General features: G+C 65.9%; 24 protein-coding genes. 11 read left to right on the forward strand and 13 right to left on the reverse strand.

The genetic code is table 11. The features are described from left to right. Nucleotides 1–11 precede the first annotated feature (11 nt). The 7 genes from BLV45_RS04770 to BLV45_RS04800 form a co-directional block, all read right to left on the reverse strand. On the reverse strand, nt 12–482 hold the full coding sequence (locus BLV45_RS04770; protein ID WP_090529618.1) for an SRPBCC family protein: 471 nt from the start codon (nt 480–482) through the stop codon (nt 12–14). 21 nt (nt 483–503) lie between these two features. After that, nucleotides 504–1322, reverse strand: coding sequence for an FAD binding domain-containing protein (locus tag BLV45_RS04775; RefSeq protein WP_090529621.1), 819 nt, complete (start codon nt 1320–1322; stop codon nt 504–506). A 63-nt stretch (nt 1323–1385) separates the two neighbouring features. Beyond that, complete coding sequence (locus BLV45_RS04780) at nt 1386–2153, reverse strand: alpha/beta fold hydrolase (protein WP_090529625.1); 768 nt, start codon at nt 2151–2153, stop codon at nt 1386–1388. After that, complete coding sequence (fahA, locus tag BLV45_RS04785; protein ID WP_090529628.1) at nt 2150–3496, reverse strand: fumarylacetoacetase; 1347 nt, start codon at nt 3494–3496, stop codon at nt 2150–2152. The genes BLV45_RS04780 and fahA overlap by 4 nt, the downstream gene beginning before the upstream one ends. After that, complete coding sequence (locus BLV45_RS04790; RefSeq protein ID WP_090529631.1) at nt 3493–4023, reverse strand: VOC family protein; 531 nt, start codon at nt 4021–4023, stop codon at nt 3493–3495. Before BLV45_RS04790 ends, fahA begins: the two co-directional genes overlap by 4 nt. Before the next feature lie 28 nt (nt 4024–4051). Then, nucleotides 4052–5239, reverse strand: coding sequence for an FAD-dependent monooxygenase (locus BLV45_RS04795; RefSeq protein WP_090529635.1), 1188 nt, complete (start codon nt 5237–5239; stop codon nt 4052–4054). A gap of 241 nt (nt 5240–5480) precedes the next feature. After that, nucleotides 5481–6059, reverse strand: coding sequence for a UbiX family flavin prenyltransferase (locus tag BLV45_RS04800; protein WP_090529638.1), 579 nt, complete (start codon nt 6057–6059; stop codon nt 5481–5483). A gap of 295 nt (nt 6060–6354) precedes the next feature. Between BLV45_RS04800 and BLV45_RS04805 the strand changes: the two genes are divergently transcribed. The 6 genes from BLV45_RS04805 (at nt 6355) to BLV45_RS04830 (ending at nt 14646) form a co-directional block, all read left to right on the forward strand. Next, nucleotides 6355–7446, forward strand: coding sequence for a porin (locus BLV45_RS04805; protein ID WP_090529641.1), 1092 nt, complete (start codon nt 6355–6357; stop codon nt 7444–7446). Nucleotides 7447–7666: 220 nt separating this feature from the next. Continuing rightward, the gene (locus BLV45_RS04810) at nt 7667–9052 is read left to right on the forward strand and encodes an MFS transporter (protein ID WP_090529646.1); all 1386 of its coding nucleotides are present in this window, start codon (nt 7667–7669) and stop codon (nt 9050–9052) included. A gap of 254 nt (nt 9053–9306) precedes the next feature. Beyond that, nucleotides 9307–10740 carry a 3-isopropylmalate dehydratase large subunit gene (leuC, locus tag BLV45_RS04815; protein WP_090529647.1) on the forward strand — a complete coding sequence of 478 codons (1434 nt, stop codon included), beginning with the start codon at nt 9307–9309 and terminating at the stop codon, nt 10738–10740. Next, the gene (gene leuD / locus BLV45_RS04820) at nt 10740–11372 is read left to right on the forward strand and encodes a 3-isopropylmalate dehydratase small subunit (protein ID WP_090529649.1); all 633 of its coding nucleotides are present in this window, start codon (nt 10740–10742) and stop codon (nt 11370–11372) included. The genes leuC and leuD overlap by 1 nt, the downstream gene beginning before the upstream one ends. 81 nt (nt 11373–11453) lie before the next feature. Continuing rightward, nucleotides 11454–13085, forward strand: coding sequence for a methyl-accepting chemotaxis protein (locus BLV45_RS04825; protein WP_090531127.1), 1632 nt, complete (start codon nt 11454–11456; stop codon nt 13083–13085). A 193-nt stretch (nt 13086–13278) separates the two neighbouring features. Next, a complete protein-coding gene (locus BLV45_RS04830; protein ID WP_090529652.1) occupies nt 13279–14646 on the forward strand; it encodes an MFS transporter in 1368 nt (455 codons plus the stop codon). Nucleotides 14647–14853: 207 nt separating this feature from the next. On the opposite strand, the gene BLV45_RS26935 is transcribed toward BLV45_RS04830, so the two are convergent. Then, nucleotides 14854–15204 carry a hypothetical protein gene (locus BLV45_RS26935; protein ID WP_143130385.1) on the reverse strand — a complete coding sequence of 117 codons (351 nt, stop codon included), beginning with the start codon at nt 15202–15204 and terminating at the stop codon, nt 14854–14856. A gap of 2 nt (nt 15205–15206) precedes the next feature. Here BLV45_RS26935 and BLV45_RS04835 point away from each other — a divergent pair, with 2 nt between their 5' ends. Beyond that, nucleotides 15207–16325: a porin gene (locus BLV45_RS04835; RefSeq protein WP_090529655.1), complete on the forward strand. Its 1119-nt coding sequence runs from the start codon at nt 15207–15209 to the stop codon at nt 16323–16325. A 197-nt stretch (nt 16326–16522) separates the two neighbouring features. Here the strand turns inward: BLV45_RS04835 and BLV45_RS04840 are convergent, their stop codons facing one another. Then, nucleotides 16523–19102: an alkaline phosphatase family protein gene (locus BLV45_RS04840; protein ID WP_090529658.1), complete on the reverse strand. Its 2580-nt coding sequence runs from the start codon at nt 19100–19102 to the stop codon at nt 16523–16525. 318 nt (nt 19103–19420) lie between these two features. Between BLV45_RS04840 and BLV45_RS04845 the strand changes: the two genes are divergently transcribed. From BLV45_RS04845 to BLV45_RS04855, 3 genes are all read left to right on the forward strand, one after another. Beyond that, nucleotides 19421–19678: a hypothetical protein gene (locus tag BLV45_RS04845; RefSeq protein ID WP_090529661.1), complete on the forward strand. Its 258-nt coding sequence runs from the start codon at nt 19421–19423 to the stop codon at nt 19676–19678. A gap of 66 nt (nt 19679–19744) precedes the next feature. Then, nucleotides 19745–19963, forward strand: coding sequence for a hypothetical protein (locus BLV45_RS04850; RefSeq protein ID WP_090529664.1), 219 nt, complete (start codon nt 19745–19747; stop codon nt 19961–19963). 43 nt (nt 19964–20006) lie between these two features. After that, on the forward strand, nt 20007–20252 hold the full coding sequence (locus tag BLV45_RS04855) for a hypothetical protein (protein ID WP_090529667.1): 246 nt from the start codon (nt 20007–20009) through the stop codon (nt 20250–20252). Nucleotides 20253–20372: 120 nt separating this feature from the next. On the opposite strand, the gene BLV45_RS04860 is transcribed toward BLV45_RS04855, so the two are convergent. The 4 genes from BLV45_RS04860 to BLV45_RS04875 all read right to left on the reverse strand — a co-directional run bounded on the left by BLV45_RS04860 (nt 20373) and on the right by BLV45_RS04875 (nt 21929). Then, the gene (locus tag BLV45_RS04860) at nt 20373–20576 is read right to left on the reverse strand and encodes a hypothetical protein (protein ID WP_090529671.1); all 204 of its coding nucleotides are present in this window, start codon (nt 20574–20576) and stop codon (nt 20373–20375) included. Nucleotides 20577–20841: 265 nt separating this feature from the next. After that, nucleotides 20842–21072 (reverse strand): hypothetical protein, encoded by a 231-nt coding sequence (locus BLV45_RS04865; RefSeq protein WP_090529674.1) that lies wholly within the window; start codon nt 21070–21072, stop codon nt 20842–20844. A gap of 208 nt (nt 21073–21280) precedes the next feature. Further along, a complete protein-coding gene (locus BLV45_RS04870) occupies nt 21281–21565 on the reverse strand; it encodes a hypothetical protein (RefSeq protein WP_090529676.1) in 285 nt (94 codons plus the stop codon). Between the two features lie 88 nt (nt 21566–21653). Beyond that, nucleotides 21654–21929 (reverse strand): hypothetical protein, encoded by a 276-nt coding sequence (locus BLV45_RS04875; protein ID WP_090529679.1) that lies wholly within the window; start codon nt 21927–21929, stop codon nt 21654–21656. Nucleotides 21930–22353: 424 nt separating this feature from the next. Here BLV45_RS04875 and BLV45_RS04880 point away from each other — a divergent pair, with 424 nt between their 5' ends. Next, the gene (locus tag BLV45_RS04880; protein ID WP_090529682.1) at nt 22354–24480 is read left to right on the forward strand and encodes a serine/threonine protein kinase; all 2127 of its coding nucleotides are present in this window, start codon (nt 22354–22356) and stop codon (nt 24478–24480) included. Nucleotides 24481–24533 lie beyond the last annotated feature (53 nt).

A 24533-nucleotide genomic window follows, 5' to 3' on the forward strand; every position in this document is an offset into this window, starting at 1 on the left:
GGCCGCGACGCTCAGTGAGCGGTGTCCGCATCGGCGGTCGCGGCGCTCATCGTCGTGTTGAAGCGCTTGAAGAACTCCGCGGCGAGCTTGTTCGCAACCGACGTGACGAGACGCGAGCCGATCTGCGCAAGCTTGCCGCCCACCTGCGCCTCGGCGACGTACGTGAGCAGCGTGCCGCCTTCCTCTGCGTCCGCGAGCGTGACGGTCGCGGTCATCTTGCCGAACCCGGCAATGCCGCCTTCGCCCTGGCCGGCGATCCTGTAGCCGTTCGGGCCGTCGCGCTCCGACAGCAGCAACGTACCCTTGAAGCGCGCCTTGACCGGGCCGACCGACGCGACGACCACCGCCTTGTACTCGTCGTCGCCGCCGGCGACGAACTCCTCGCAGCCGGGCACGCATGCCTGCAGCACCGCGGCGTCGTTCAATCCCTTCCATACCTGTTCGCGTGTGGCGGCGATGGTCTGCGATCCGGTGAATTCCATTCGTATCTCCTGAGTCTGAATTTAAGCGGGCTGGCGCAGCGGCTGCGCGAGCAGTGCCTGCAATGCGCGTCGCGTGTAGGTTTCGATCAGATGGGCGCGGTATGCGGCCGATCCGTTGCTGTCGTCCGGCAGCGTCGACGCGTCGATCCTCAGATTCGCGAGCGCGGCTTCGGACAGGTCGGCGCCGAGCGCGTTTTCCGCGTCGAGCCAGCGGAACACCGACGCACCCGCACCCGTCACCGCGACACGCACCGCACCGGTGAACTGCGCGATGAACACGCCGACGACTGCGTAGCCGGAAGCCGCCTGGCGGAACTTCGCGTACGCGCCGCGCAGCGGAATGGGGTACTCGAATCCCGTGACGAGCTCGCCCGGTTCGAGAGCGGTTTCGAACGTGTCGACGAAGAAGTCGTCGGCGCAGATCCGGCGCTGCGACGTGACGACCTGCGCGTCGAGCGCGAGCACCGCGGCCGGATAGTCGGCCGCCGGATCGTTGTTCGCGACCGAGCCGCCCATCGTGCCGCGATTGCGGACCTGCGGGTCGGCGATCAGGCCCGCGAGCTGCGCGAGTGCCGGGATCGCCGACGCGACCACCGGCGACGCGGCCACTTGCGCATGCTTCGTCAGCGCGCCGACGCGCAGCACGTTGCCTGCGACGCTCACGCCGCGCAGCGCCTCGATGTGGGTCAGGTCGACCAGATGCGAAGGGGCGGCGAGCCGTTGCTTGAGTGTCGGGATCAGCGTCATGCCGCCGGACAGCGGTCGCGCTTCCTCATGCTCGCGCAGCCAGGCGACGGCTTCGTCGAGCGATGCGGCTCGTATATAGGTGGTTTCGTACATGATGTCTCCTGCCGCCGCGCACCGGACCCCGGTGCGTGCGGCCGATTGCGGCTGCGCCAGTCGTCAGGCCGGTTTCAGCCAGTCCTCGAGTGCGGTCGCGAGTGCGACCGGCACTTCATACATCGGATAATGGCCCGCGTTGCGCAGCGTTTCGAGCGCCGCATGCGGATACCATGCGAGCCACGTGCGTGTCATCAGGTCGGCCGTCAGCGTCGGATCGTGTTCGCCGATGAAGAGCTTGACCGGCACCGCGTTGCCTTGCACTTCGCTCGAGAAGTCGCTCGCCGCCCAGTGGGGCAGGTAGGCCGCGAACGCGTCCGTGCGCGAAAGGCGCTGCGATTCGTCCGCGAGATGCGCGCTCCAGCGCGGCGACAGGCGGTTGCCCGTCGAGAACGCGATGACCGCGGCGCGCCGCGCGGCGTCGTCCACCACCGCGCGAAACGCGGCAAGGCGGGCTTCGTCCATGCGCGAGCCGCACGCGGGCACGGCGGACACGCCGGCCATCCGCTCGATGCGTCCGGGCGCGGCAAGCAGTACGCGCTGGATCGCCACGCCGCCCATCGAATGGCCGATCAGGCTGAAGCGGTCCCAGCCGAGATGGTCCACGAGCGCGAGCACGTCCTGCGCGGCTTCCTCGAACGTGAACGCGCCGTCGCGTTCACGCGAGCGGCCGTAGCCGCGGTAGTCGAAGAACACGTAGGTGAACGCATCGGTGTCGAGCGCCGGCACGAGCGGTTGCCAGTCTTCGGCACTGCCGAACCAGCCGCTCATCGCGAGCACCTTGCGCGGACCGTTACCGACCTTCACGTAGCCGTTGAGCGCCTGGGTCATGCCGCGATCTCCGCCTGCCGGTCCACGAGCGCCGGTGCGATGCGGCCGCGGCATTCGCCGAAGCCGATCGATACCGCGCCCGGCTTCGTTGCGCGCGCACTCAATACGATTTCATCGCCGTCTTCGAGCGCGGTGCGCGTCTCGCCGTTCGGCAGCCGCAGCGGATGCCTGCCGGCGTCCGTCAACTCGGTGATGCATGCGCGCGCCTCGTCGGCCGCGCCGGAAATCGTGCCGCTGCCGAGCAGGTCGCCGGTGCGCAGGTTGCAGCCGTTGCTCGTGTGATGCGCGACCATCTGCGCGAAGGTCCAGTACAGGTTGTCCAGATGCGTGTGCGTGATCCGCACCGGCTGCGCGCCGGCTTCGCGCAGTCCGTTCGTCGACAGATGCGCGTACAGGTCGAGATGCAGGCTGCCCTGTTGCTGGTCGAGCGCGCCGTGCAGATGCGGCATCGGCGGCGGATCGTCCTTCGCGCGCGGCACCGGCGCCTTGCGGAACGGCGCGAGCGCCTCGGCGGTGACGATCCACGGCGACACGCTCGAATGAAAGCTCTTGCCGAGGAATGGCCCGAGCACCTGCTCGAACCACTGAATGCTCTTCGCGGACCAGTCGTTCAGCAGCGAGTAGCCGAAGATGTGTGCGTGCGCGGCGTCGATCGCGATCGGCTGCGTAAGCGCATTGCCCTCGCCGATCCACGCGGCGACTTCGAGTTCGAAGTCGAGCGCGGGCGCGGGGCCGAACACGACCTGTCCGTTCGCGTCGCGGTACTGGCCGTGCGGACGCCGCACTTCGCCGCCGCTCACGCGCAGCGATGACGCGCGCCCGTGATAGGCGATCGGCAGCGACTTGAACGCCGCCGGCAACGGATCGGCAAGACCCTTGTAGCGGCCGTGCCGTTCAGTGTGATGCAGCGACGTGAGGAAGTCCGTGTAGTCGCCCACTTCGCACGGCAGCCTCAGCGCGACTTCATCGATGCGCGGCAGCAGCGCCTGTACGTGTTGCTGCACGCTCGCGCGTTGCGGCGAATCGCTCTTCAGCAGATCGGACAGCGCGGCGCGCAGCGCGCCGGGATACCGGGGCGGCATCGCCATCAGGCGGTTCAGCGTGCCGTCGCCAGCGGCCTCGCACGCGATGGCCGCATCGCTGCCCGCTGCGAGCAGGCCGCTGTCGCGCAGCGCGCGCAGGTCGACGACGTGCGCGCCGATCGCCACGCCGGCGCGCGGTTCGCCGTTGCGCTCGAAGGCGCCGAACGGCAGGTTCTGGATCGGGAAGTCCGTATCGGGACGGTTGGCCGATTCGACCCAGCTATGTCGGGCTGGATCGTGGGTGGCGTTGACGGGGGTCATGCGGCGGGTGTCTCCGGTACGGCTCTTTTTTGTTCCTCGGCCCACGCGTCGAGCGCGGGACGAGCCTGCATTCTATAGCGTTCCAGCGTTTCGGCCGGGGCGACGGGCACGGTGAGTTCGAGCCGGAAGCCGTTCGGATCGAAGAAGTAGATCGAGCGCACGAAGTGATGGTCGGTCACGCCGAGCACGTCGATACCGTGCTCGACGAGCCGCTGTTTCATCGCTTCGAGCTGGTCGGGCGTCGCGAGCCGCAGCGCGATGTGGTTGACCCACGGCGGTGTGTTCGGCGAAGGTTCGGCGGCGGTGTTGTCGCCGAGATCGAAGAACGCAATGTTCGAGCCATCCGCCATTTCGAAGAACAGGTGAACGTACGGACAGTATTCGCCGGTACTCGGTACGCGATCGAGGCGGATCAGATGGACGAGCGGCAGGCCGAGGATGTCTTCGTAGAAATGACGCGTCTCTTCGGCATTGCGGCAACGCCAGGCGAAATGATGCAGGCCGAGAATCGGGGGGAGGGCGGACATGGGGTGTCTCCTTGTGCGGTGGAAGCGATCAGACTTCGACCGTATCCACGTTGTATTCGAACAGCCAGTTGTAGCGTTCCTTGACGCGCTCTTCGCTCCATTCGCGATCGACGTATTCCGCCGCGCCTTCCGCATGCGCGAGCGCCGGGTTGTGAAAGCGCGTGGTGTTCGCCGCGGCGCCGCGCACGATGCGTGAGGTCCGGTCGAGACGCAGCGCCTCGTACCGTCCGAGCGCGCGTGGCAGGTCGTTGTCGTACCGGGCGAGACAGCGCGCGATCAGGTAGCCGTCTTCGAGCGCCATGCCCGCACCCTGCGCGAGGAAAGGCAGCGTCGGGTGACACGCGTCGCCGAGCAGCGTGGCGCGGCCGGAGGTCCAGCGCGTCATCGGCTCGCGGATCATCAGCGCCCACTTGTACGGAACGTCGATCGCGGAGATCATCGCGCGCACGTCTTCGTGCCAGCCCTTGAAGTCGGCGAGACATTCGTCGATCGTGCCGCGTTCGGACCACGATTCGACCTGCCAGCCGTCGCGCTCGACCGCGCCGACGAAGTTGACCAGATTGTGGCCGCGCAGCGGGTAATGAATCACGTGTGCGCCGGGGCCGACCCAGTTCGTGCCGTACAGCGTGCGCATGTGCTCCGGCAGCTTCTCGATGTCGATCACGCCGCGCCACGCCATCACGCCGGAATACACCGGCTCGTCGGGACCGAAGAGGGCACGCCGCACGCGCGAATGCACGCCGTCCGCGCCGATCAGCAGGTCGGCTTCGTAGACGCCGCCGGAGGTGGTCTGTACCTCGACCTTCCCGCCTTTCTGCACGATGCCCTCGACCTTTTCGTTGAGCCGGATCGCATCCGCGCTGAATGCGCGCACTGCATCGACGAGCGCCTGATGCAGGTCCGCGCGATGCACGGTCAGATACGGATACCCGTACACCTCGCGCGACGCCGCGCCAAGGTCGAACAACGGCCACGTCTGGCCGGTGTTCCAGAGCCGCACGCGCTTGCCGGGCGGCTCGCAGGCAAGCCCCTCGAGGCGCTCGCCGACGCCGAGCCGGTACAGCACACGCGTCGCGTTCGGGCTTAACTGCACGCCCGCGCCGATTTCTCCCAGCGCTTTGGCCTGTTCAAGGATGGTGACGTCGAAGCCCTTTCCCAACAACGCGGCTCCAGCCGTCAGGCCGCCGATACCTGCTCCTGCAATGACGATCTTCATTCGACGTTTCGACCTTTTTTGTAATGACACTTCTCTTATCGGGTTAATTTATCAATCAATCGATAAATCTTTTTAATGCGATCCCGTTTGAAAACGAAACCACTCTAAATCAACACCCGTCGCTAAAGAAGCAAAAGAATTCGAACGTCTTATTAATGAATTTTGATAATGCCGGCGGCCGGCCGGAAAGGGTTTTTGTCGTGTGCTGGCGGGTTCGCCGGGTGGCCTGTCGCGCGGCCCGTTACATGCCCCAGCGATGCACGACCGACGTTTCGATCCCGAACAGGTCGAGCACGCGGCCGAGCGTATGGTCGACCATGTCGTCGAGCGTCTCCGGGTTCGCATAGAACGCCGGCACCGGCGGATAGACGATCGCGCCGGCCTCTGTCACGCTCGCCATGCTGCGCAGATGGCCGAGATGCAGCGGCGTTTCGCGCACCATCAGCACGAGCCGGCGCCGCTCCTTGAGCGTGACGTCGGCCGCCCGCGACAGCAGGCCGCTCGTCACGCCGGTGGCGATCTCGGACAGGGAGCGGATCGAGCACGGCGCGACGATCATCCCCATGACAGGAAACGAACCGCTCGAAATGGCCGCGCCGATGTCGGTGTTCGGATAGGTCACCGTCGCGAGTGCGCGCACGTCGGCGACGCTGTAGGGCGACTCGTGCGCGAGCGTGACCTGCGCGGAGCGGCTCATCACCAGATGCGACTCGATGTCGAGCTGCCTGAGCAACTGCAGCAGCCGGACGCCGTACACGACACCCGACGCGCCGCTGATACCCACGACGAGGCGCCGGGGCGATACTGCGCTGAAATGCATCTGTGCTCTCCGATGAAACGGTAATTGAATCAGGACGTCGCGGATGTTAGCACAACGATTCATTATGTCCGAAGCGATATGCCGTATTTTGTAATTAATCGGTAAATACCCTGGCCGAGTATTCGGAATGTTCTATTGATTGATAAAAAATTCGCGATTCAAATCGTAAATCGGAGCCGTTAAACTCTGTCCCGCATCAGGCAACGGGGCATCGATTGGCCCCGGCGGGATATCCGATGCACGACGCCGGTCCGGATGAGGGACCGGCGAACGATAAAAACACTGGAGACATGCGTTGAGAACTCGTCTGCTCGTCGGCGGTTGCGCCGCGATCCTTGCCGGCCCGGTATGGGCACAGTCGTCCGTTACGCTTTACGGCAGCGTGGACGTCGGGGTCGACTTCGTGTCGAATTCGCATGGCAAGCATCTGTATCAGGAATCGTCCGGCAAGCGTCAGCCAGACCGTTGGGGGCTGTTGATCAGGGAGGGGCTCGGCGGCGGCAACACCGTGTTCGCGCGGCTCGAATCGGGTTTCGTGAGCACCACGGGCGCCCAGATCAATCCGACCAGCTTCTTCAACCGCGAGGCGTATGTCGGCCTCACGAACGATCGCTGGGGCTCGCTCAGTTTCGGCAACATCAACGACTATGTCTATCAGTACGTGGGCCGCCTGAACAACTCGGTACCGGGCATCTCGTCGTTCTATACGCCGGGCAATCTGGACGGCCTCGCGAACAACCACGCGATGAACAACGCGGTGAAGTTCGAGTCGATCAATTTTCACGGCTTTCAGGCGGGCGCGATGAACGCGTTCGGCAACCAGGCGGGCAATTTCAGCGACGGCCGTCAATACAGCCTCGGCGCGCAGTACGCGAACAACGCGGTGAGGCTCGGCATTGCGTACACGATGTCCCACAACCGGACCGCGGACATATTCGGCACGTTCAGCCTGTCTTCGCTGCTCGGCCAGCCGCTGAAACAGGGCACGATGTTCAATGCGAGCCGCTACAGCACGCTTGCGGTCGGCGGCTCGGTGAAGATCGGCTATTTCACGCCGCATCTGACGTATTCCGGTGTGAAGCTGGAAAACGCCGAGGGCTCCGTGACGCTGAACAACTATCAGGCGGGTGTCAACATCGACCTGAGCGGCGGCAAGAACTTCTACATCCTGGGCCTCTCGATGGATCACTCGACGTTTCAGGGCCTCGCGATCAACCAGTACAACCTGTTCCTGACCGATTACCTGTCGAAGAGCACACAGGTCTATGCCGGTGTCGGCCTGCAGCGCGCTTCGGGGCCAGGTGCGCGCGCCGCGCAGTTCGGCTATCAGCCGTCGACGAGCGGCAGCCAGACGGTCGCGCGCATCGGCATTAATCACATGTTCTGAAGCGGAGGCGCCATCGTACGGTGAAACGGGATGCAAACGGGTCTATTCACACTTTTCGATCTCTTCATCGCTATTTTGTGATTGAGGCGCGCCGGGTCGCCACCTTATAGTTTGTGGCTCTCCGACGTGGCGTCGCCATGAGAGATGTCAGGAGCAACAGCGCGAAGCGCACGCGAGCCGACCCGGCGCGCGCGCCGAGGGCGAGGTAAATGGGGTACACATGCAAGCAGACCGGACTTTCGACATCGCGGTACTGATAGAAGAGCAGAAGACGGGACGCTTCGCCGTCGGCCTGCTGTTCTGGTGTTTCCTGGTCATGCTGATGGACGGCTATGACCAGACGGCCGTGTCGTTCGCGGCGCCGGCCATCATCAAGGACTGGCACGTGGCGCGCGGCGGCTTTGGGCCGGTGTTCGGCGCGGGCCTGTTCGGCACGCTGATCGGTTCGTTCATCTTCGGCTATCTTGGCGACCGGCTCGGCCGCAAGAAGGCGATCATCATTGGCAGCCTGTTCTTCGGGCTGCTCACCTGGGCGTCGGTGTGGGCGACGTCGCTGCAGCAGTTGATGCTGCTGCGGTTTCTCGCCGGCATCGGCATGGGCGGTGTCGTGCCGAATTCGGTGGCGCTCGTCGCCGAGTACGCGCCGAAGCGGCTGCGCGCGACGTGGGTCACGCTGATGTTTTCCGGCTTCTCGATCGGCGCGGGTTCCGGCGGACTGGTTTCGTCGGCGCTGATCCACCGGTTCGGCTGGCCGGTCATGTTCGCGGTGGGCGGCGTCGGATCGCTGCTCGTCGCGGTGCTGCTGATCTTCACGCTGCCCGAATCCGCGAAACTGCTCGTCGTGCGGCAGCGCAGCGTGGAAACGGTGCGCCGTCTGGTGGCGCGGCTGCGTCCCGACCTCGATATCCCCGCCGATGCGCAGTTCGTGCCCGGCGAGGTGCGCGAGAAGCAGCGTTTCGTGCTGAAACTGATCTTCTCGGATGGCCTTGCCGCGATCACGCCGCTGCTGTGGATCGTCTTCATCGCGAACTCGATGGCGCTGTATTTCCTGCAGAACTGGCTGCCGATCCTGATGGAGGGAATGGGCGTGGACCCGCGCGGTGCCGGGCTGATTACGATGATGTTCTCGGTCGGCGGCGTGCTCGGCGGCCTGATCCTGTGCCGCTTCGTCGACCGTCACGGCGTGCTCGCGATCATCTCGCTGCCGGCGATCGGCTGCCCGGTCGTCGCGCTGCTCGGCCACGGCTCGTCGCAGACATGGCTGATGGTGGCGGTGTTCGCCGCCGGCTTTTGCGTTGTCGGCGCGCAATACGGGCTGTATGCCGTGGCGGGAATGATCTATCCGACGTCGTTCCGCTCGGCCGGCGTCGGCAGCGCGATTTCGGTCGGCAAGATCGGCTCCGTGTCCGGGCCGATGATCGGCGGCGTGCTGCTGTCGATGCACCTGCCGGTCACGCAACTCTTCTATTCGGCGTCGCTACTGTTCGTCGTCGTCGCGGTGTTCTCGACGGTGCTCGCGCTGCTGTATCGCGCGCGCTTCGGCGCACAGCACGCCGCACAGGCGGGCGTCGAGCCGGCGCGGCGTTCGCTGGTGCGTGACGCGTAACCGGGTGCGCCGCCGGTCCGTGCCGCCATGAGGTCGTATGGCGGCACGGACCGCGCGTTTGCCATCGGGATCTGCCAATGCATGAAATCATATGGATTCCTTCAGATGGCGAACCGGAACGGAACAGAACGACCGCCGCGCGTGGCATTCGCGACGGCGCAACGAGGCGACGCGACCGGCATCCGCGTGATGCCGTGCTTTTGCCCTGTCCGCGATGACGGCCGCCTCGCGACCCGGTGTGAGAATCCATTCCGATGACCCAGCCTCTTACCCTGTACGACAGGATCTTCGACGCGCATGTCGTTCGCACCGATGCGGACGGCACGACGCTGCTCTACATCGACCGGCATCTGCTCAACGAGGTGACCAGCCCACAAGCATTCGCATCATTGCGGCGCGAAGGCCGGCCGGTCTGGCGCCCGAGCGCCAATCTGGCGGTCGCGGACCATAACGTGCCGACGACGGACCGGCGTCACGGGATTGCCGATCCGGTGTCCCGGATCCAGGTGGACGCACTGCGCGAGAACTGCGAGCAGAGCGGCATCGTTCACTACGGGATGGACGACGCGCGCCAGGGCATCGTTCACGTCGTCGGGCCGGAGCTCGGCAGCACGCTGCCGGGCATGACGATCGTCTGCGGCGATTCGCATACCAGCACGCACGGCGCGCTGGGTGCGCTCGCGTTCGGTATCGGCACGTCGGAGATCGAGCACGTGCTCGGCACGCAGACGCTGGTTACGCGGCGCAGCCGGACGATGCGCGTGACGGTGGACGGTGTGCTGCCGTCCGGCTGCACGGCAAAGGACGTCGCGCTTGCGGTGATCGGTGCGCTCGGCATGGCTGGCGGCACCGGTTACGCAATCGAGTTCGCGGGGCCGGTGGTGCGCGCGCTGTCGATGGAAGGGCGGATGACCCTGTGCAACATGTCGATCGAAGCGGGCGCGCGCGCCGGCCTGATCGCGGTGGACGACACGACGCTCGATTACTGCCGCACGCGCCCGCATGCGCCGCGGGGCGACGCGTGGGAACGTTCGGCGCGTGCGTGGCGCGCATTGCGCTCGGACGACGACGCGCGCTTCGATGCCGAATACGCGCTCGACGTATCGGCGCTGTCGCCGCAGGTGACCTGGGGCACGTCGCCGGAGATGGTGACCGGCATCGACGGCCGGGTGCCCGATCCGGCGGATATCGACGACGCCGGGCGGCGTGCGTCGTGGACACGTGCGCTCGACTACATGGGGCTCGATGCGGGCACGCGCATCGATACGATCGCGATCGACAAGGTGTTCATCGGCTCGTGCACGAACGGCCGTCTCGAAGACCTGCGCGCGGCCGCCGACGTGCTGCGCGCGGCGGGTGGCCGGCTCGCGCCGAACGTGCGGCTTGCGCTCGCGGTACCGGGTTCGCAGCAGGTCAGGCGCGACGCGCAGGCGCTGGGGCTGCACGAGGTATTCATCGCCGCCGGCTTCGAATGGCGCGAGCCGGGCTGCTCGATGTGTCTCGCGATGAATCCCGACCGGCTCGAACCGGGCGAGCGCGTGGCGTCGACGTCGAACCGCAATTTCGAGGGCCGGCAGGGCGCGGGCGGCCGTTCGCATCTCGTCAGCCCGGCGATGGCCGCGGCGGCCGCGCTCGCGGGCCGCTTCACCGACGTCCGGCAGTTCGTTCGCGCCGCGGGAGGCTGCTGATGGAGCCGCTCGTATGCCATGAAGGCATTGTCGTTCCGCTCGACCGGGACAACGTCGATACCGACGCGATCATGCCAAAGCAGTTCATGAAGTCCATCGCGCGAACCGGCTTCGGTCCCTATCTGTTCGACGAATGGCGCTACCGCGACCCCGGCTACTACGGCAAGCCGGCCGCCGAACGTACGCCCGAGCCGGGCTTCGTGCTGAACCAGCCGCGCTACGCGGGCGCCTCCGTGCTGCTCGCGCGGCGCAATTTCGGCTGCGGCAGCTCGCGCGAACACGCGCCGTGGGCGCTGCATCAATACGGTTTCCGGGTACTGGTGGCCGAGAGTTTCGCGGACATCTTCTTTAACAACTGCTGCAAGAACGGGCTGCTGCCGGTGCGGCTCGACGCGGCGCGGATCGACCGGCTGATCGGGACGGTGGCGGCTTCGCCCGGCTACCGTCTGCGCGTCGATCTGGCTGCGCAGACCGTGACGGCGCCGGACGGCGAATGCTGGACCTTCGACATTGCGCCCGCGCTCAGGACGCTGCTGCTCGAAGGGCTCGACGAGACCGGCGCGACGCTCGCGTTCGCTGACGCGATCCGCGCGTTCGAGGCCGCGCATCTCGAACGTTCGCCCTGGCTTTAGCCGCGGCCACGATTGCGCGCCGCCGTTGCGGCGCGTTTTCCTGAACGCGATTTCTTTCCGATTACGAAGCTGAGTTCTGCCATGACGCCAACCTTGACTGCCGACGCCGTCGTTTCGACGGACACACCTGCCTCGCCCGCCGCAGCCGGAGCGCGTCTCGCGCCGGGCTCACCACGCCGCGGGACGATGTCGTTGCAGGCCCGCATCGCGCTGACGATGGCGCTGCTGGCGCTGCTGATGACGGCGATCGGCGCGCTGGGGCTCACTGGCGCGTGGCGTGCGAACCGGGCGAACCAGGACACGTACCAGAACAAGCTGACCGCGGCGGTGTACATCGGCAACGCGGAACTGCTGATCGGGCGCACGCGTCTCGTGCTTGGCGGTGCGATGGCGCAGCAGGACGGCGCGCGCGCGCAGGAACAGATCAGCCGCGCGAGCGAGTTCTTCAGGCAGTCGGACGACGCGTGGCGCCACTTCGTCGAGGAACCGCACGAGAGCGACGAGGCGCCGCTGATCGAGGTGGCGGGCAAGCGGCGCGACGCGATGCGCGACGGCATGCAGGCGTTCATCGACGCGCTGAAAGCCGGCGACCGCGCCGGTGCGCAAAAGATCGGCACGTCGATTCTAAGCCCGCTCTTCAACGACATGAGCAGCGCGAACGACCGGCTGAAAAGCACGCTGTACGCGAACGCGAAACGCAGCTACGAAAACGCGGAGCGATATTTCCATCTGTTCCTTGCGGTATCGGCGGCGATGATCGCGTTCGGCATTGCCGCCGCGGTGTTCAGCTGGGTGACGTTGCGCCGCGCGATCATGGCGCCGCTGAGCGAGGCGCTCGCGCATTTCGACGCGATCGCGGCCGGCGACCTGCAGCGCACGATCGGCCGATATCGCGCCGACGAGATGGGGCAACTGCTCGATGGTCTGCACAACATGCAGGCGCAGCTCGCGCGGACCGTGACGGCGGTGCGGGACAGTTGCCGGTCGATCGGCGCCGCGACGGGTGAGATCGCGGCCGGCACGCTCGACCTGTCGTCCCGGACCGAGGAGCAGGCCGCATCGCTCGAGCAGACGGCCGCGAGCATGAGCGAGCTGACCGAAACGGTCCGGCAGAACGCGACCCGCGCGCAGGAGGCGCATGCGATCGCGAATGACGCGTCCACGGCGGCGAGCGACGGCAGCGGCGCGATCGGGCGCGTCAGCAGCACGATGCATCGCATCGAGACGAGCGCGCGCAAGATCGCGGACATCACTGGCATCATCGAGGGCATCGCGTTCCAGACCAACATTCTCGCGCTGAACGCCGCGGTCGAGGCGGCGCGCGCCGGCGTGCACGGGCGGGGCTTCGCCGTGGTGGCCGCCGAGGTGCGCTCGCTCGCGCAGCATGCTTCGTCGGCCGCGAAGGAGATCGGCGAGCTGGTGGCCGACGCGGTGAGCGCGGCGTCCGACGGCACGATGATGGTCGCGGAAGCGGAACAGGCGATCGATCACATCCTCGGCGCCGCACAGCGCTTCGCGGACATGATGGCCAGTATCGCGGCCGCCGCCGACGAGCAGCGCACTGGCATCGAGCAGGTGGATGCCGCGATCAGCCTGATGGATTCGATCACGCAGCAGAACGCGGCGCTCGTCGAGGAGGCCAGCGCCGCCGCGCAGGCGCTCGACCAGCAATCGCGGGAACTGGACCGGCAAGTCGCGATGTTCCGGATCTGACACGCAGTGACGCACGGGCGGCACCGCCCATCTGAAGAAACGGGCGACCGGCATCGAGACCGCCGGCGACCCCGGAAACCACGGAGACAGACATGAACCCATACGCGCGGCCGCCGCATTCACCACATTCACCGCATTCACCGCATTCACCGCATTCACCGCATTTGTCCGGCATCGCTGGAGGGCACGCACGATGACGACTGCCGCATCGTCCGCGTTATCCGCGGCGCCCGTAGACGTCTCCGCGCTCATCGAGCGCCAGAAGCTCGGCGGTTTCGCACTCGGCCTGATCGCCTGGTGTTTCCTGATCGTGCTGATCGATGGCTTCGACCAGGTGGCGGCGGCCTTCGCGGCGCCTGCGCTGATCCACGCATGGCACACGAACGCGGCCGGCTTTGGCCGTGTTTTTGGCGTCGGCCTGTTCGGCGTGCTCGTGGGGTCGTTGCTGCTCGGCTTCAGCGGCGACCGTTTTGGCCGGCGGCCGACGATCATCTACGGTTCGCTCTGGTTCGGCATCCTGACGCTCGCATGCAGCTATGCGACGTCGCTCGACCAGTTGACCGTGCTGCGCTTTCTTGCCGGCATCGGGATGGGCGGCGTCGTGCCGAACACGGTCGCGCTCGTGTCCGAATATGCGCCGAAAGCGCGCCGGGCGACGTGGATCACGCTGATGTTCTCCGGCTTTTCGATCGGCGCGGGCGGTGGCGGCGCGGTCGCCTCGTGGCTGCTGCCGCGTTTCGGCTGGCCCGTGCTGTTCGCGCTGTGTGGGAGCGCGGCCATCGTGGTGGCGCTCGCCTCGTTCGCGTTGTTGCCCGAATCGGTCCGCTTCCTGATCGTGAACGGACGCGATCCGCGCAGGATCGCCCGCATCGCAAGGCGGCTCGGCGCCGGCGTCGAAGATGGCGCGGTGCGCTACGTCGTCGACGACGAGGTGCGGCTGCGCGTGCGTCCGGCCGCGCTGTTCCAGAACGGTCTCTCATACGTGACGCCACTGCTGTGGGCGCTCTTCGTCCTGAATTCACTCGCGCTGCACTTCCTGCAGAACTGGCTGCCGATCCTGTTCGGCATGGGTACGCTCGCGCCGGCGCGAGCGGCGCAGGCGGCGATGATGTTTCCGGTGGGCGGCACGGTCGGCGCGCTGATGTTGAGCCGCTGCGTCGACCGTTACGGAATCGTGGTGATCCTGCTGCTGGCCGTGGTCGGCTGTCCCGTCGTCGCGTCGCTCGGGATGCCGATGCCGACCGCCTTGCTCTTCGCAGCGGTGTTCGTGAGCGGCGTGTGCGTGATCGGCAGCCAGTTCGCGCTATACGCGGTGTCCGGCATGGTCTATCCGACCGCGCTGCGCTCGACCGGCGTCGGCTCGGCCATCGGCATCGGCAAGTTCGGATCGGTCGCGGGCTCGATGCTCGGTGGCGTGCTGCTGGCGATGCATCTGCCGGTGGCGAATCTTTTCGTCGATCTCGCCACGGTATTCGTGTTCATCGCGTTGCTGGCGGTGTGGCTCGGCTGGCACCGGCGCGCGGCCGGGCAGCCGGTGACGGCCGGGCAGTCAGGCGCGTAGTGAAGGCGGGCGCGGAGCCGGAGTGGCCGGCAGCGCTCGCCCTGTTCAACTGGAAGGCGCGTCGCGCGCGCTGCCATGCGTGGAAGTGGAATGCCGTCAATCAAACCATGAGGGCGTGCTGATCGACTGCATCCACGAAGCCGGGTGCGGACGAGACGTTACGAGTGCGCCTTACCGCCTTCGGCATTCATGAGACCGGCTCCGGCCTCATCCCATCGCATCGCGGGTTTCACCTGGTTTCACCATCAAACTGTGCGCATCGCACAACTCATCGCAAACCCTGGTTTTTTCGCCCACGCCGGGCGCGCCTTTTCTGACGGCCCAAAGCCCGTATTCCGTGTCCCGGATGGCATGCATCCTCCGCAATCTTTTAATAAAAATAATGCATTGGTGTAATCGATACCGTTGACGTGAAATTAGCACGTTCATTCTATTTTCACGCGGCCGGTCGCGCTGGATCCGGACATGCCACGCCAGCGGCACGACCGGCAGGGATCGCCGGACACCAGAAAGCTGTGCAATCAGATCCGCAGCAGGCGGACATAAAAGAGGAGACATGCATGCGTTTGATCAGTCAGGGTATCTGCGGGGCCACGCTGGCGCTCGTCGCCGGCAGTGCGGCGGCGGCCGGGTCTGGCGTGACGTTGTACGGTGTGGCCGACACGTTCGTCCAGTACCTCGACAACGGCGGGCAGCATTCGTATTCCGAACGAAGCGGCGGCGCGACCGGTTCGCTGTTCGGGCTGAAGGGCGATGAAGACCTGGGTGGCGGCCTCAAGGCGCAGTTCGACGTCGAAACGGGTTTCAACATGAACACGGGCGGCCTGTTCGCCGACACGACGGCGCTCTTCTATCGTCAGGCGTGGGTCGGGCTGAGTCACGCCACGTACGGCTCGCTGTCGTTCGGGCGTCAGTACGAGCCGAGCTTTCGCATCGTCTATCCGAGCGATCCGTTTCGCGTGAACGAAGTCACGTCACCGTTCTCGGCGGATGTGCTCGCCGTCGACCGCAATACACTGTCGACGCAGTACGACTCTGGCCGCTCGAGCAACTCGATTCTTTACCAGTCGCCGAACATGCGCGGGTTCCAGCTGTATGGCATGTACGCGTTTTCGTCGACCGTCAGCCAGCCGGTGCCGGCGACGACCGGCAACATGCTGAACGTCGCGATGCGTTACTCGGGCTACGGCTTTTACGCGGGCCTCGCCTATGTGAACCAGCATGCGGGGCAGGAGACGCTTGCCGCGCTGCCGGCACCGCTCAGCCTGCTCGGCACCGAGCACTTCATCGGCGCACTGGGCTACCAGATTGGCATCGTGAACCTCCAGTTCAACTATTCCTATAACCGTTCGAAGGATCCGGCGCCAGGCTCGCTCGCCGCGCGGCTCGGCACTGCGCACTCGCTCAGCATCGCCGAACTGGGTGCGACCATTCAGGCGACCTCCGCGGACATCATCCAGATCGCGGCTACCGAGCGCAACGTGCGCGGCACGCACGACAACACGCCGGGCATCGAGATCGGCGCGGAGCACGCGATTTCAAAGCGCACGAGCTTCTATATGCGCGCGGGTTACATGAAGAACAACGGCTCCGCGACGGTCAGCTGGCCGGGCGCCACCGTGAGCACAGCCGGCACGAAGCAGGTGCTGGCTGTGCTCGGCATGACGCACCGCTTCTGAGCGATCGCGGCGCGCAAGCACAAGGCATCCGGCGACCCGCCATGCGGGAATCGCCGGATGCCTTTGTGCTTTTCACGTCAGGCGTGATGAGGCGATTTTCCGCGACGGAAGCGTGTTGGTAGTCACGCCGCTTACGCAGGGTCTTCGAATTGAGCCGCGACGTCAGCGCATGCGCCGTTGATTCGCGGTCGATGTCGTTATTGCCGGGGACGTCGCGTGCCCGGTGCGCGTCGCCGCTTCGCGGCAGCCGGCGCAGGCGTGACCGGGGCCGCGGCCCCATCGGGCGCTTCGTGGTCAGCGGCGTTGCCATTCAGCGACGCAGCAGTCGCCGGTGCCACGGCCCCATCGGGCGCTTCGTGGTCAACGGCCTTGCCATTCAGTGACGCAGCAGTCGCCGGTGCCACGGCCCCATCAGGCGCTTCGTGATCAACGGCCTTGCCATCCAGCGACGCCGCAGCAGCCGGCGCCACCGCCGTATCAGGCGGCACGGTGATCTCCGTTTGCGAAGCGGGCGGTTTGCTCGCCGCCTGAGCCGCGAACATCCAGCGCTCGACGTTCAACGCGCGTTTGTCGATAGCCGGCTGCACGTCGCCGGCCGGCGCCCGCGCGGCGAACAGCGCCGCCGCCGGTTGCGGACCCGCCGTATTTCGCTGCTGCTCCTGTTGCACGAGTTCGGCGTAGGTGACCAGCGCTGTTTGCGCGTCATGGAAACTCGACGGCACATCGGCGACGGCGGCCGCCATCTGCACGACACCCGTCGCCGCGATCGTCGCGGGCGTATCCGTGCGCGGCTTGTCGAGCGATATCGCCGAAGCGAAGCTGCCGATCGGGGTCAGCCCCGGCCCCGACATCGTCCGGCGGCACAGGTGCGGCAGCTGCCATTTGTCGCACGCATAGCGAAGCACGCTGGTGTGATCGTAGACGGTGTGATCGACGCCCACCGGCACCCACGGGGACACGAGAATCGCCGGCACGCGCACACCGAGGTGATCGAATCCGTAGTTGTCGACGTGATCGTCGGGCGGCGTCGCGACGGGCGGCTGGACGTGATCGTAGAAGCCGCCGTGCTCGTCGTAGGTGACGACGAGCAGTGTGGATTCCCACAGTGCCTGGTTCGCGCGAATCGCGTTATAGACATCCGCGATCAGTTGCTCGCCCGCGGCGATGCCCGCGGGCGAATGCTGGTCGTTCTCGACACCGCCCACGCCCGCGAAATAACGCGGTTCGATGAACGCATACGAAGGGAAGTCGTCAGCCAGACCTTTGCAGTCGGTGAAGAAACTGTCCATGCCCTGATAGTGATTCGTCAGCAGACGCTTCTTCAGGCGCGTCAGGACGATCGATTGCGGAATGCCGCCGTGATAGATCCGCCACGAGACGCCCTGGGTATCGAGGTTGTCGTACAGCGTCGGCTGGCTGTAGCGGCCGAAAAACATCCGCACGGTGTCGAACGCGCCGTCGGGCATCAGCACGTCGCCGAGTGTGGTGCCGCTATGCACGAACAGACGGTTCGGCCACGTCGGACCCGGCATCGACGAAAACCAGCGGTCGCACACCATGAAATTTTTCGCGAGCGTATGGAGTGCGGACAGTTCGCCATCCCTGAAGTACGCCATCACCTGGTCGCCGTCGGGAACCGGCGCGTCCGGGCTCATCCGCCGATACTCATCGACGAAATGCGCCATGCCGTCCTTGATCTGCGCCTCTACGTTGTCGAATTCATGCGGCACCTTGAAGTCCTTGCGGACGAACTGCGCGGCGATCGGCTTCTGCGTAAACGTGAGGTTGTTTTTCGCGTCGAAGTTGGTGCCCGGGCTGTCGGGGTCCACGCCATCGATGGCGTGATTGAACGACGCGCGCAACGCGCCGAGCACGTGATCGAACGAGCGGTTTTCGAGCATCAGGACAACGACGTGCCGGATCGGATCGTTCGATGCCGTGACCGTCGGAGCCTGCAGCGTCTCGACGCCGGCCGCGCGATCGCCGCTTCCCCACGCCGCGCCGTTCGCGCCGGCAGCGCCCTGCGGCGTCGCGGTGGAGGTTGCGGCGAGCATCGTGTCGCGCAGCACCATTCTTCCGCTGCGAAATCCCGTTTTGATCCGCAGACGCCGGGCCGCCTTTGGATCGTGCCCGAAAAACTGCTGGTTCGTGCCGGAAGCCGGATCGAAGAAGCCGATATAGCCGCCGGGGTTGACGCCGAACGAACCGAGGCCGGTCCCGCAAAAATCGTTGCGCGCACCCGGCTGCTCGCCGACGGTGAAGTAGTGCGGCAGCACGAAGTTCGACACCGGCACGCCATCGATCTCGTAATGCTGCGACTGCACGGCGTCGCACATTTCGAAGAAGTGATACACCGTGCGATCGGCCACTTCAGGATGCGGGCCCTGTACCAGCAGGTTGCATTGCGGATCGCCGACCAGTTCGAGCGCCTCGTGCGAGAGCGTCGTCGACCAGTCGTCGCCCAGCGACTTGCACAGGTCGAGAAACACAAATCCGTACGGGATGCCCGACAGGTTGCGATCGTGATAGCCGAGCGCGTCGTTCGAGTTCGCTGAATCGAGCACGTACAGGATCGCGTCGCCACGCAGTTCGTTCAGCTGCTGAAGGTCGGCCGTCGCGCCTGTCGCGCCCGTTGGTCCCTCGACCCGCAACCGGCCGCCGAACGCCCAGTACGGTTCGAAGTCCTCCGTGATCTGACGGTTGATCGCGCGGACCACGCGATGCATGTCCAGCTCCGCGATGCTGCTCGTGCGATTGACGACCGAAATCTGGAACATGGGGCGCTCCGGTGAGTGTCGTGCGTCGCGATGCCGGCGCAACGGGCACGCCTCGCGAACGAACGATCGTTCGAGGTCCAGGGCGGCATCTGGCTTCTTCCGACGAATGCGCCGCCAAGCCGAAGATTAGGCGCTGCGCGGCGCGTGAAGCAAGTTTTGCGTGTCGGCAGACGAAATCGTGCGCGGCGGCGGCGCGACGACGACCGTCGTGGATGCGGGTTGTGGATGTGGCATTGCTGACGCGTGGCGTTGCAGGGTCTTTCCCTTTTGCGGTTTTGACCGCATGCTAGGGTTTCTGCACCGATCCGGAGACGCACCATGGACGAGCAGCAGGAACATCGCGGTTTCACGATCACGGTCAGCACGCGCGACGACCGCGCGGGCGGCGCATTCGTGACGTTGCTGATCGAGCGCGCGTTGGCGCCGGGCGGCGATACGCGCGGTGGGGCGCCGCGTTCCGAGCCCGAGCATTACCGTTCGGTGCGCGCCGGGCCGGCGGCCGTCGGCGAAGCGATGGACCGCGCGCGACGCGCGATCGACGAAGCACTCGGCGAACCCGATCCGCTCGGCGACTGAGACCCGCCCACGCGACCCCGCACTCGCGTGTACATCAGAAAAACATCAGGACAACAGGACGCTGCCATGCAGTTCGACTACAAGACATTTCATATCGATTGCCGGGCCCGGCACGACGAAGATGGTCACTACGTCGCGCGCGCAAGGATCACGGTGCCGGCCGTGGGCGCCGGGCGCGTCACCGCGCACGATTCCGGCGACATCGATTCGTTCGTGAACGAATCGGACGCCATTTCCTGCGCGAAGGCGTGGGCTATCGAATGGTGTGACGAAAACTGGGACTGAGCCGGGCGCGGCGGTTCCGCGCGCGAGGACGATGGAGGCCGACATGCCGCGTGAAGCCCGAACGGAACAGGAACTGCTTGCGCTCGTGAGCGCGGCGCTCGACTCGAATCCCGACACATGCGGATGGAGCCCGACTGGCATCCAGGAGCAGGTGGAAGACAGCGAAGGTTGCAACTGGGACATTCCGTATCTGCGCGGCAACAGCGACGCCGCCGATGTGAAGGACGTCGTGATGCCGGTCGCCGCCGGCATCATCAACACGCTGCGCAGCCGCTATAGCCTGCTGTAGCCGCGGGCGCGCCTCGCGCCAGATCCGCGTTGAATGCATGCCGCGAAGGATAAAACCGCGCCCCTCCCGCCGTGTCCGGCCGGAGGGGCGCTTCTTTTAATTTCGGACATGACGAACGTCCTACAGATAGGTTCCGCCGATGCGTCCTTCAAAGATGCCGATGTCGATGTCCCAGTCGTCCACGGTACCCGTGGACGTGCCGTCGACACCGACGCGCACCGCGCGCCCACCGGTCAGGCGTTTCATCTGGTCGGCGGTGAGGGTGGCTTCGCGGGCGTCTTCGATAGAGGGTGTGAGGTCTTTGATAACGACAGTGGTTTTCATGGCAGTTCTCCTGTGGGCGGCTGAACGAGCACGGTGGTGTGCCCGCTTCCAGTCGTGCAAGGGCTATGCCAATGGAGCGGCGCGCGCGGGCGCATTCGCGCCGCGGGCCGGGCGCGCGTTCAGAACGCGCTGTGACGGGGTGTTCGGGCGCGGCTTCGCTCGTGGATTGGTGTGCGCGCGCCGTGTGCTGCACGCAACGTGTCGGCGTGCGGCGAACAGGCGGCCCGTGGCTGCTGGAATCCACGCGCCACGTAAGGTAGCCGCGCTACGGGTGAAGTGACGACGGTGATGCCGCGATGCCGGCGGCACCGGATTGCGCGAGCGGCGCCTGCCGGGCAGCGGGAAATCCTGGCGGATAGTCGACGACACGCGGCGCGCCGGGCGCCGGCTGGGCGACGTGATGCGCGCCGATGCGCATGCCGCCGACGATGGCGGCCATGGCCTGTCTGTCGAGCTCGACGCTTTCGGTCAGATCGGTGATGACGAGGAGAGTCATGACGGTCCCAGGTGATCCAGATAATCATGGAATGCAAGGCGCGGCAGCCGGCATGGCCGGCCGCCGTTCGATGGTTGCCGATGTGGATACTGCTTCGCACAACCAGTATAGGAAATTCGCCTCTACCCCGTATCCCGCGTCGTATGCCGCGGCTCTTTATTTAACCGGCCGTGGTGGGAGCCCCCGGGTTCCCTGCCACGGCGCGGAGTCAAACGCTGGCCGTGTTGGCGGCCGATTGTATCGGGCTGACGTCGAAAGCGAGCGGGCCCAGGGTCGTACCGAGCACGCCGATGTTTTTCAGCACTTCGACGTTGGTGTACTGCCACTGCTCGATGTTCTGGTTCACGTTGACGTTCACGGTGGGGCTTCCAATCGGGCCCTTGCCTTGCAGCCAGGGGTTGCTGCTGATGCCCGTGCCGCCGCGCACGGCCGACATGGCGCGACGGTCGAGCTCACGTGCCTGGGACAGATCCTGAATCATGATGGTTGACATGGCGATGCTCCAAAAGTGTCGGGACGAGAAAGGGAAGCGGGCCGCCCGCATCAGACCGGCGGGTCTTCGCGCGCTGCTTCCACACGCATTACTTCACGTTGATCGTGTTCTTCGCGTCGATCGAAGGATTGACGTTCGACGTGACGTTGTTGAGGAACGCCGAGCCGTCGCCGGTGGACACCTGGACGCTCATCAACGAAGCGATCGACTGGTCGGCGTACACGTGCTTGCTCGTGTCGACCGTGATCGGCGAGAAGTTGAAGTAGTTGTTCGTCGGGAACACGTAGCCTCCGCGAACGGCGCGCATCGCGCTGCCGTCGAGTTGTTCGGTGTGCGACAGGTCTTTGATCATCAGCGTTTTCATTTCGGGTCTCCTGGCGGAAAAAGAAATCTTGCAGCGGGTTGCGAGCAACTTGTTTGCTCGGGCGTCACTCACGCACAGGTCGTGCCAGTTCGCGACGCATGCCGTCAAAAACGCGCGCGACGCCTGCTGCGCAAGGCACAACGCGAATCGCGCGGCACGTATAGCGTCGACATGAATCGCACGCGTGTACCGGCGATGGTGGCGCGCAGCCAACTGCCCGCGTCATGGCGTTGGTCCCATTGCGACACCTGCGTTGCGCGGGTGTCCGCGCGCACGTCGCGGGGCAATCCTGGTTTGCGAAAGACGCACCTGCGGGCTAGTATCGAAACAGCGCATGTAACTGGTTACGACAGGTTGTTCGCCGGCCTCTTCGCGGTTTGCTGCCGCTCCTGCCGGTTCTACGGGAGCACGTCGCTTCGCACATATGGCTAGCCTCGCGCATGTGATCCGCGATTATCAGAGCGGCGGCCTGACGCGCGATGAGTTCATCGCACGGCTCGACGACACGCTGACGACGGACAGCCTGAGTCCCGCGCGGATGATGGACGTCCTCGACGAAGCGCACGCGCGCGCTCCGCTGCCCGCCGATCTTCACGCGGAAGTGCGGCGCCGGATCGAGCGGTTACCTGTTTCGAACCTGGCGGCGGGCGGCGAGGAAACGCGCGTGCAAACACGGCCGCAGGCGCACGTGGATGCGGCGTCGTCCGCTTCTTCTTCCGGCATGAACACGTCGGGGCCGCTACCCGGTCACGACCAGATCAAGGGCACCGGCGACACGCTCAACAACCGCTTCGTGCTCGAAGAGTGTCTGGGTGTGGGCGGCATGGGCACCGTCTACAAGGCGCTCGACCTGCGCAAGCTCGAAGCCTCCGATCGCAAGCCGTATCTCGCGATCAAGGTGCTCAACGTTCAGTTCCGCGGCAATCCGAAATCGCTGATCGCGTTGCAGCGCGAAGCGCGCAAGGCGCAGGTGCTCGCGCACCGCAACATCGTGACCGTCTACGATTTCGACCGCGACGGCGCGATCGTCTATCTGACAATGGAGTATCTGTCGGGCAGGGCGTTGAGCCAGATTCTGCGCACCGAGGATTTTCACGGCATGCCGGTGCGCGCGGCGCTGCCGATCGTGCGCGGCATGTGCGGCGCGCTCGCGTACGCGCACGAACGCGGTTTCGTGCATTGCGACTTCAAGCCGGCGAACGTGTTCCTGACGGATACCGGCGAAGTGAAGGTGATCGACTTCGGCATCGCGCGCGTGTTCCAGCGGCCCGAGGAGGAGAGCGACGCGACCGTGTTCGATCCCGGCACGCTCGGCGCGCTGACGCCCGCGTATGCGAGCCCGGAAATGCTGGAGCACCGCGAGCCCGATCCGCGCGACGATATCTATGCGCTCGGTTGCATCACGTACGAGCTGCTGACGGGGCGTCATCCGTTCGACCGGCAGTCCGCGACCCAGGCGCGCAGTGCCGGCCGGAAGCCCGAGCGGCCGGAAAACCTCGGCACGCGGCAGTGGCGCGCGCTGCGCTCGGCGCTTTCGTTCGACCGCGCCACGCGCATGCCGACCGTCGCGCGTTTCGTCGAAGAGTTCGGCGCCGAGGAAAAAGTCACGGCGCAATCCGCCACGCGCGTGAAGGCCGGCGTCGCGGCCGGCGTGGCGGTGCTGGTCGTGGCGGGCGTCGGCGTTGGCGTCGGGGTGTACCGGGCGTCGTCGGGCTGGCATGAGGAAGCGGCGCCATCGGGTGGCGTTGCGTCGTCTGCTGCGGTGGCTTCTTCTTCGGCGTCCGGTGTGCCTTTGGGGTCGGTGGCTTCCGTTGCGCCTGCAAAGCCGGTTGCGTCGGTGGTTCAGGCGGCGCCTGTGCCCGCGCCGAAACCCGCGCTATCGATGGCGGCGGTGACGCCCGTGCTTGCCCTCGTGCCGTGTTCCGCGCTTGCTTCCACCGTGGACGGGCACACGTTGCACGTACAGGGTTTCGTGCCGCAGCGCTATGGCGTGACGCAGCTGAAAAGCACGTTAGGCGCGGTGCCGGGCGTCGACACGCTGAAGCTCGACGTGCAGACACTCGCCGACGACAAGTGCGACGAGATGAAATCGTTCGCGCCTTACTGGGTCGGAAACTGGCAGGGCGGGCGGGACACGGCACTCCATGTGCGCCCGGCCGGCGGGCAGTTGACCGAGGGTGATCCGCTGGTCGTCGACGTGACGACGCCGGGCTACGACTCGTACGTGAATCTCGACTATTACCAGCTGGATGGCAGCGTCGTCCACATGGTGCCGGGGCCGCGCGCGAAGGACAACCAGGCGCCGCCGCACTATGCCGCGACCATCGGCGGTGGTGGCGACTGGGTGATCGCAAAGCCGTTCGGATCGGAAATGGTGGTGCTGCTGGTGACGCCCGTGCCGCTCTTCGACAGGATGCGTCCGGAGAGCGAATCGCGCGCCGATTATCTGCATGCCCTTGATGCGCGGCTCGCGCAGATCGCGGACAAATACGGACGCGAGCGCATCGGCGTCGACATCGCGCAGATCACGACGAAGGCCCGCTCGCATTGAGCGCACGTTGCGTGCATGCTGCAGGCGTGAGCGGTTCGAACGGGCGATCACGC

The sequence above is a fragment of the Paraburkholderia sartisoli genome (assembly GCF_900107685.1).
GTDB classification, from domain to species: Bacteria; Pseudomonadota; Gammaproteobacteria; order Burkholderiales; family Burkholderiaceae; genus Paraburkholderia; species Paraburkholderia sartisoli.